Annotated in this window: 9 protein-coding genes; 1 reads left to right on the top strand and 8 read right to left on the bottom strand. The window is 74.9% G+C overall.

Going from position 1 to position 6,501, the window contains the following annotated elements; genetic code table 11:
• On the top strand, nucleotides 1-834 hold an 834-nt coding region (locus ACWCSD_RS44910; RefSeq protein ID WP_449924569.1), incomplete at its 5' end, for an alpha/beta hydrolase family protein.
• Between the two features lie 15 nt (nucleotides 835-849).
• Here ACWCSD_RS44910 and ACWCSD_RS44905 read toward each other — a convergent pair.
• From ACWCSD_RS44905 to ACWCSD_RS44870, 8 genes are all read right to left on the bottom strand, one after another.
• Nucleotides 850-1,356 carry a DUF1707 SHOCT-like domain-containing protein gene (locus ACWCSD_RS44905; RefSeq protein WP_449924566.1) on the bottom strand — a complete coding sequence of 169 codons (507 nt, stop codon included), beginning with the start codon at nucleotides 1,354-1,356 and terminating at the stop codon, nucleotides 850-852.
• Nucleotides 1,353-2,156 carry an ABC transporter permease gene (locus ACWCSD_RS44900; protein WP_449924563.1) on the bottom strand — a complete coding sequence of 268 codons (804 nt, stop codon included), beginning with the start codon at nucleotides 2,154-2,156 and terminating at the stop codon, nucleotides 1,353-1,355. Before ACWCSD_RS44900 ends, ACWCSD_RS44905 begins: the two co-directional genes overlap by 4 nt.
• Entirely contained in the window at nucleotides 2,153-3,118 is a 966-nt protein-coding gene (locus tag ACWCSD_RS44895; protein WP_358299598.1) for an ATP-binding cassette domain-containing protein, read from the bottom strand. The genes ACWCSD_RS44900 and ACWCSD_RS44895 overlap by 4 nt, the downstream gene beginning before the upstream one ends.
• Before the next feature lie 17 nt (nucleotides 3,119-3,135).
• Nucleotides 3,136-4,068 carry a DUF4097 family beta strand repeat-containing protein gene (locus tag ACWCSD_RS44890; RefSeq protein WP_397158386.1) on the bottom strand — a complete coding sequence of 311 codons (933 nt, stop codon included), beginning with the start codon at nucleotides 4,066-4,068 and terminating at the stop codon, nucleotides 3,136-3,138.
• A 5-nt stretch (nucleotides 4,069-4,073) separates the two neighbouring features.
• Nucleotides 4,074-4,640 carry a toxin-antitoxin system HicB family antitoxin gene (locus ACWCSD_RS44885; RefSeq protein WP_449924558.1) on the bottom strand — a complete coding sequence of 189 codons (567 nt, stop codon included), beginning with the start codon at nucleotides 4,638-4,640 and terminating at the stop codon, nucleotides 4,074-4,076.
• 71 nt (nucleotides 4,641-4,711) lie between these two features.
• Nucleotides 4,712-5,101, bottom strand: coding sequence for a YunG family protein (locus ACWCSD_RS44880; RefSeq protein ID WP_449924555.1), 390 nt, complete (start codon nucleotides 5,099-5,101; stop codon nucleotides 4,712-4,714).
• 107 nt (nucleotides 5,102-5,208) lie between these two features.
• Nucleotides 5,209-5,715 carry an FBP domain-containing protein gene (locus tag ACWCSD_RS44875; protein WP_449924552.1) on the bottom strand — a complete coding sequence of 169 codons (507 nt, stop codon included), beginning with the start codon at nucleotides 5,713-5,715 and terminating at the stop codon, nucleotides 5,209-5,211.
• Nucleotides 5,712-6,501: MFS transporter (locus ACWCSD_RS44870; RefSeq protein WP_449924549.1), on the bottom strand; the 790-nt coding region annotated here is incomplete at its 5' end. The genes ACWCSD_RS44870 and ACWCSD_RS44875, both read right to left, overlap by 4 nt.

Below are 6,501 nucleotides of genomic sequence, written 5' to 3'. Positions count from 1 at the left end.
GGGACGCCGCCCCGGCCGCGGGGCGGGGTCGAGGTGGCGTCGGCGGCGCAGCGGCCGGTGCTGGCGCTGCGCCGGCTGTCGCTCGTCACCACCGGGCGCGAGCTGCGCAGCCACCTGCACCTGCCCTCCTGGCACCGCCCCGGCGACCCGGCGCTGCCCGTCCTGCTGGACCCGTACGCGGGGCCGGCCGGACGCCGGGTCACCGACGAGCAGGCGCCGATGATGTTCGTCTCGCAGTGGTTCGCCGAGCAGGGGTTCGCCGTCCTGGTCACCGACGGGGCCGGCACGCCGGGCCGCGGCCCCTCCTGGGAGCGCGAGGTGCACGGCGACATGTTCGGCCCCGTGCTGGCGGACCAGGTGGCCGCCCTGCACGCGGTCGCCGCCCGCCACCCGGAGCTGGACCTGCGCCGGGTCGCGATGCGCGGCTGGTCGTTCGCGGGCACGCTGGCCGTCCTGGCGGTGCTGCGGCGTCCGGACGTCTTCCACGCCGCCGTCGCCGGCGCCGGCACCAGCGAGCAGCGTCTGTACGACACCCACTGGCGGGAACGTTTCCTCGGCCACCCGGACCGCCACCCCGACCGCTACGAAGCCTGCTCGACCCTGGTCGAGGCGCACACCCTGGCCCGCCCCCTGCAGCTCGTCCACGGCCTGTCCGACGACAACGTGTTCCCGGCGGGCACGCTGCGCCTGTCGTCCGCGCTGCTGGCCGCGGGACGCCCGCACGAGGTGCTGCCGCTGTCCGGCGCCTCCCACGCCCCCACCTCGGACGAGGACGTCTTCGAGGGCCTGCTCCTCCTCCAGCTCGACTTCCTCCGCCGCCACCTGAACGGGTAGCCGCCGGGGGCCGGGTCAGCGGCGGGCCGAGCGGATGAGCAGGCGGCCGTAGGGGAGGTCGCCGGTCACCTGGACGTGCGGGTGGCCGGGGCGGGGCCGGCCGGGGACCTTGCAGGTCACCCGCCCCCACTCGGACCGCACCCCGTCGGCGTTCGCGGTGGCGCCCGCGGGCAGGACGATCGTGGCGCTGCCGTACGCCAGCAGCAGCTCGATGTCGACGCGCGCGTACGGCACGTGGGCCCGCGACAGGTCGAGCCGCACCCGGCCGTACTTGGAGTCGACGCACAGGCGGCGCGGGACCTCCCAGTCGCCGGTCCGGGTGACGGCACCGCCGGTGGAGCCCAGCCGGACCACCTCGTCCGGCAGGTCGGCGACGATCGGCGCCAGCTCGCGGGCGGAGGTTGCGGTGAGCGCCAGTTCGAGCCGCCGCTCCAGCTCGCCGGGGTCGAGCCGGCCGTCCGCGTACGCCTGCTGGACCAGCTCGACCGCCCGCTCGCGGTCCGCGCCCGAGACGGTGTTCATCGGCTGACGGCCCTGTTGTACAGCCGCGTGGCCAGCGGCACGAACACGGCCAGGAGCAGCACGGACCACAGCAGCGACACCGGCACGGCGTGCCGCAGCGGCCAGGCGGCGGGCTGGGGCAGTGCGGCGCTGGTGTTGCCGAACAGCTCACGCGCGGCCTGGACGAGCGTCGAGACCGGGTTCCACTCGGCGATCGGCCGCAGCGGGCCGGGCAGGCGCGTGCTGTCGGCGAACGCGTTGGACAGGAACACCAGCGGCAACGAGGTGAGGGTGGCGAGGTTGTTGAACACCTCGGGCGTGCGCAGGGCCAGCGCGACGGTGGCCGTCACCCAGGAGAAGGCGTAGGCGAACAGCAGCAGCATCGCGAACCCGAGCACCGCCTCCGGCGGCGAGCTGTGGACGCGCCAGCCGACCAGCAGGCCGACGAGCGCCATGGTGGCGACGCTGGTGACGTTCATGATCACGTCGCTGACGGTCTGGCCGGTGAGCACCGCCGTGGGGGACATCGGCAGGGTGCGGAACCGGTCGAAGATGCCCTTCTGCAGGTCCTGGGTGAGCGTGTAGCCGGTGATCTGCGCGCTGGTGACGATCGTCATGACGAAGATCCCGGGCAGCAGGTACTCGCCGTAGGACATGCCGGGCAGCTCGATCATGCTGCCGAAGACGTAGGTGAACAGCACCACGAACACGATGGGCAGCATGATCACGCCGCCCAGCAGGTCGGGGGCCCTGCGGATCTTGAGCGCGTTGCGCCTGGCGATGGTCAGGCCGTCGGCGGCGGCCAGCTGGAAGGCGTTCATCGAACGGTCTCCTCGGTCTTGTCGGCGGCCTGGCGTCCGGTGAGGGTGAGGAACACGTCGTCGAGGGTGGGCCGGCGCAGCCCGGCGTCGCGTACGGCGATCCGCTCGGCGGCCAGGTGGCCGAGCGCCCGGGTCAGCGCGGCCGCGCCGCCGGTCACCGGGATCGTCATGCGCAGGGCGGCGGCGTCGACCTGCATCTCGCCCAGGGCCAGCGGCGCCAGGGCGCGGGCGGCGTGGTCCAGGCTCGCCGCGCTGGTCACCGAGAGCTGGATGCGGTCGCCGCCGACCTGGTCCTTCAGCTCCTCGGCCGTGCCGCGGGCGATCACCCGCCCGTGGTCGACCACCACGATGCGGTCGGCGAGCCGGTCGGCCTCCTCCAGGTACTGGGTGGTGAGCAGGACGGTGGTGCCCTCCCGGACGAGCTCGGCGATGACGTCCCACAGGGCGATCCTGGCGCGGGGGTCGAGGCCGGTGGTGGGCTCGTCCAGGAACAGCACGGGCGGGTCGGCGACCAGCGCGCCGGCCAGGTCGAGGCGGCGGCGCATGCCGCCGGACCAGCCGCGCACCGGGCGGTCGGCGGCGTCGGCGAGGTCGAAGCGGTCCAGCAGCTCGCGGGCGCGCTCGCGGCTGCGCCGGGCGCCCAGGTGGTAGAGGCGGCCGACCATCTCCAGGTTCTCGGCGCCGGTGAGGTGGTCGTCCACGGCGGCGTACTGGCCGGACGCGCCGATGCGGGCGCGCAGCCGGCGGGCGTCGCGGACGACGTCGAACCCGGCCACCGTGGCGTGGCCGGCGTCCGGTCGCAGGAGCGTGGTGAGGATCCTCACCGTGGTGGTCTTGCCGGCGCCGTTGGGGCCCAGCAGTCCTAGGACGGTCCCCTCCGGGACGGTCAGGTCGACGCCGTCGAGGGCGGCCACGTCGCCGAACCTCTTGGTCAGCCCCTCGACCACGATCGCGTCTGGCATGTCGGTCTCCTCGGTCGTCAGGAACGGTGGATGTCGATGTCGCCGTGCGTGGTGTGGGCGTGGATCTCGACGGTGCGCGCCGCGTCGCCGGGGTCGTCGCCGGGGTCGAGGGCGACGTTCACGGTGCCGTACCGGGAGCTGACGTCGAGCCAGGCGGAGATGCCCTCGGGGACGCCGACGTCCAGGCCGCCGCCGGTGGTCTCCATGACGACCGTGCCGGACGCCACCTCGCGGATCTCCACGCCGGCGTAGGCGGTCTTGGCGACGACGCCGGCCAGCGGGCGCTCCACGGTGATGTCGCCGTGGGCGCTGTTGAGCCGCAGCTCGCCGGTGACCTCGCCGAGCCGCACGTCGCCGTGGGCGGTCTTGACGGCGGCGGTGCCGTCGATCTCGCCGACGCGGATGTCGCCGTGGTTCGTGGTGATCTCGGCGTGCCCGCGGGCGCGGGTGACGGAGACGGTGCCGTGGGTGCTCTTCAGGCGCAGCCGGCCGGCCTCCTCGACGCGGATGTCGCCGTACGTGGTGGTCGCCGTGACGTCGCCGAGCCGCCCGCGGCACGACAGGCCGCCGGACGTCCTGGCGTCGAGGCGGGAGCCGGCCGGCAGCTCGACCGTCACCTCCACCGAGCCCGTGCCGAGCAGCAGCGAACGCGCCCAGTCGGCGGGCGACTCGACGAGCTTGCCGAGCGAGAGCCCCCAGCCGAGCGTCGGCGCGCCCTGCTCCCTGTCGGCGGCCACCGTGAGCCTGCCGTCGGCGTAATGGACCTGGACGTGCCGGGCGGCCTGCACGTCGGCGTCGTTGTGCTCGTCGCTCGGGCGGACCTCGACCACGGTCTCGCCGCGGTCGCCCGCGACGACGCGGACGGCGGCGGTCGCCAGGTCGAGGACGGCGACGATGGGGCGGGGCGTGTCGAAGGCCGGCATTCCGATCTCCCTGTCATCGGTCGGCATGGTCATCAGCGCACCCAGCCGCTGTAGCGGTTGCCGGTCTGCGGGGCCGGGCGCCGGGCGGCGCGGCGGGTGGCGTCGCGGGTGGCGTCGCGGGTGGCGTCGCCCGGGTCGAGCGCCGCTGAGACGGCGCGGACCAGCCAGGCGTTGACGGACAGCCCGTCACGCGCGGCCGCCTCCTCGATGCGCGGCTTGAGCGCCTCGGGCACCCGGAGGGAGATGCGGGACGTGCCGCCCTCGTCGGCCTCGGGGGGCGGCGGCGGTGTCGGCGGCCGCTCGCCCGGCCCGGCGCTGACGGGCGGTTCGTCCTGGTCCGGGAACGGGTGGGCGGCGGGCGGTGACGTCACGACGAAGGCGGGGTCGCGGCCGCGCAGGCGCACCTCCACCGAGCCGGGCGCGAGGTCCTGGGTGATCTCGTCCGCGGCGGCCGACAGGGCCTCCAGCAGGGCGAGCCGGGCGGCCGACTCCAAAGTGGCGGCGAAGCGTTCGGCCAGCGCACGGGCCTCCTCGCCGCCCGTCCCGGCGGCGAGCATGAGCTCTCGCCGGAGTTGATCGACATACGGGGCAAGGTCCATGACGCCATCATGACACGCGATGTGACGTCATTGCAATGCGCTATGGCGTCATTGTGGCGTCACATGACGTCTCAGGCGGGCGGCGGCCCGGACAGCGCGGTGACGACGCGGTGGCGCAGCAGCTCGTACTGCTCGCGGCACCGGCGCGGCGCGTCCGGGGGACGGTGCTGGAGCTGGGGATTCACGATGACCTCGCCCGGGTGGAACTGGTCGGAGGTGAAGTCGACCTCAGTGCCGCCGGGCAGCACGTTCCAGTAGTGGTGGCCGACCTTGACGCCGCCGGCGTGCACCTCGGCCAGGATCAGGTCTCCGCCGAGCAGGTCCTGGACCACCAGCGCGGTGATCCCGCACTGCCCCCTGGCCGGGTTGTCGGCCCGCCACTCCTCCCGCGCGGCGGTGTCGCAGGTGTCGGGCCCCCAGGCGGCGCGCAACGTCGGCCGCAACAGTTCCAGTATCAGCATCCGGGGAGTGTCGCAGGCGGCCCCGACAGTTCACCGGCCGGCCGGCGCCGCGGGTGGACCCTTCCCGCCCCGCGGCGCGAGCTGGACGCCGCCCCTCCACACCCCGATCACGCCAGGGTGTCGTGCAGGATCTTGTCGAGGAAGGCGTCCAGGTTGACCGTGGTCCTGGCGACGCGTTCGGCCACGCTCAGCGACTCGAACCGGACGCCCAGCTCGGTCTCCTTGCGTCCCCGGACGTACAGGGAGCAGGCCAGGTCGGCGCACATGTAGGCGCCCACCGTGTTGCCCTGCCGCCCCGCCGCGCCGACCCGGGCCGCGGTGAACAGCGCGACGCCGGCCCCGGCGTGCGGGGTCACGCAGACCGAGCAGAGCGTGCTCTTGGTGAAGCTCCTGCGCACCTCCTGGCCGAGCCGCAGCGCGACGCCGACCGGCGCGCCGCCGCGTTCGGCCACCAGGTACGCCCGCTCGGGCGCCCCCGGATCGCGCCAGCCCAGGAAGTCGAGGTCGGGCCAGGGCAGCTCGGGCAGCCCCCTCGGGACGGCGAGCCGGCGGGCCTCGCCCTTGGAGCAGTTGACGAAGGACGAGCGGATCTCGTTCTCGGTGACGGGGTTCATGACGTGCCTGCTTTCGAGGACGGGAGGAACAGGGCGGGCAGGAGGCAGAGCGCGACGGCGGCCAGCGTGACCCAGAAGGCGGGCCGGTAGCCGCCGTGCTGGAGCAGCACGGCCACGCAGGCGGTGCCGGCCGCCGCGCCGACCTGCTGGCCGATGGCGTTGGCGGTGGTCGCGGCGGGCACCTTGGCCGGCGGCAGCGAGTGGTAGAGGGTGATCATGGTGGGTGCGACCGCGAGCGCGGCCCCCACCCCGCGGACGAACAGCGCCACCGGCAGCAGCGCCGTGCCCGTGCCGGGATCGGCCAGCGCGAACGGCAGCGTGCCGGCCGCCAGCAGGACCAGGCCCGTGACGACGATCCGGCGCGGGTTGCCGTTCAGGTCGATCAGCCGGCCGGCCGCCAGCACCGCGACGAGCATGCCGAGCCCCTGTGGCGCGAGCACCAGCCCGGCGCCGAGCGCTCCGGACCCCTCGGCCGTCTGGACGAACAGCGGCACCAGGAACACGGCGGCGAACAGGGAGAAGTTGGCCAGGAAGGCCAGCGCGGCGGAGGCGGCGAAGGCCCGGTCGCGGAACAGGCCGGGCTCGACGATCCGCGGCCCGGAGGTGCGGGCGGCCCGCCACAGGCAGGCGGCCAGCAGTAACGCGCCGGCGGCCGCGGTCAGCGCGGCCACGGGCTCACCGGCCCCGCTCAGCCCGTGCAGCAGCAGGGTCAGGCCGCCGCTCACGCCGAGCAGGCCGGCCACGTCGAGGCGTTCGGCCGGGCCTTCGGGCCGGGCGGTGCGCACG

The organism is Nonomuraea sp. NPDC001684 (assembly GCF_053596515.1).
This window is presented reverse-complemented; position numbering and strand designations above follow the sequence as displayed.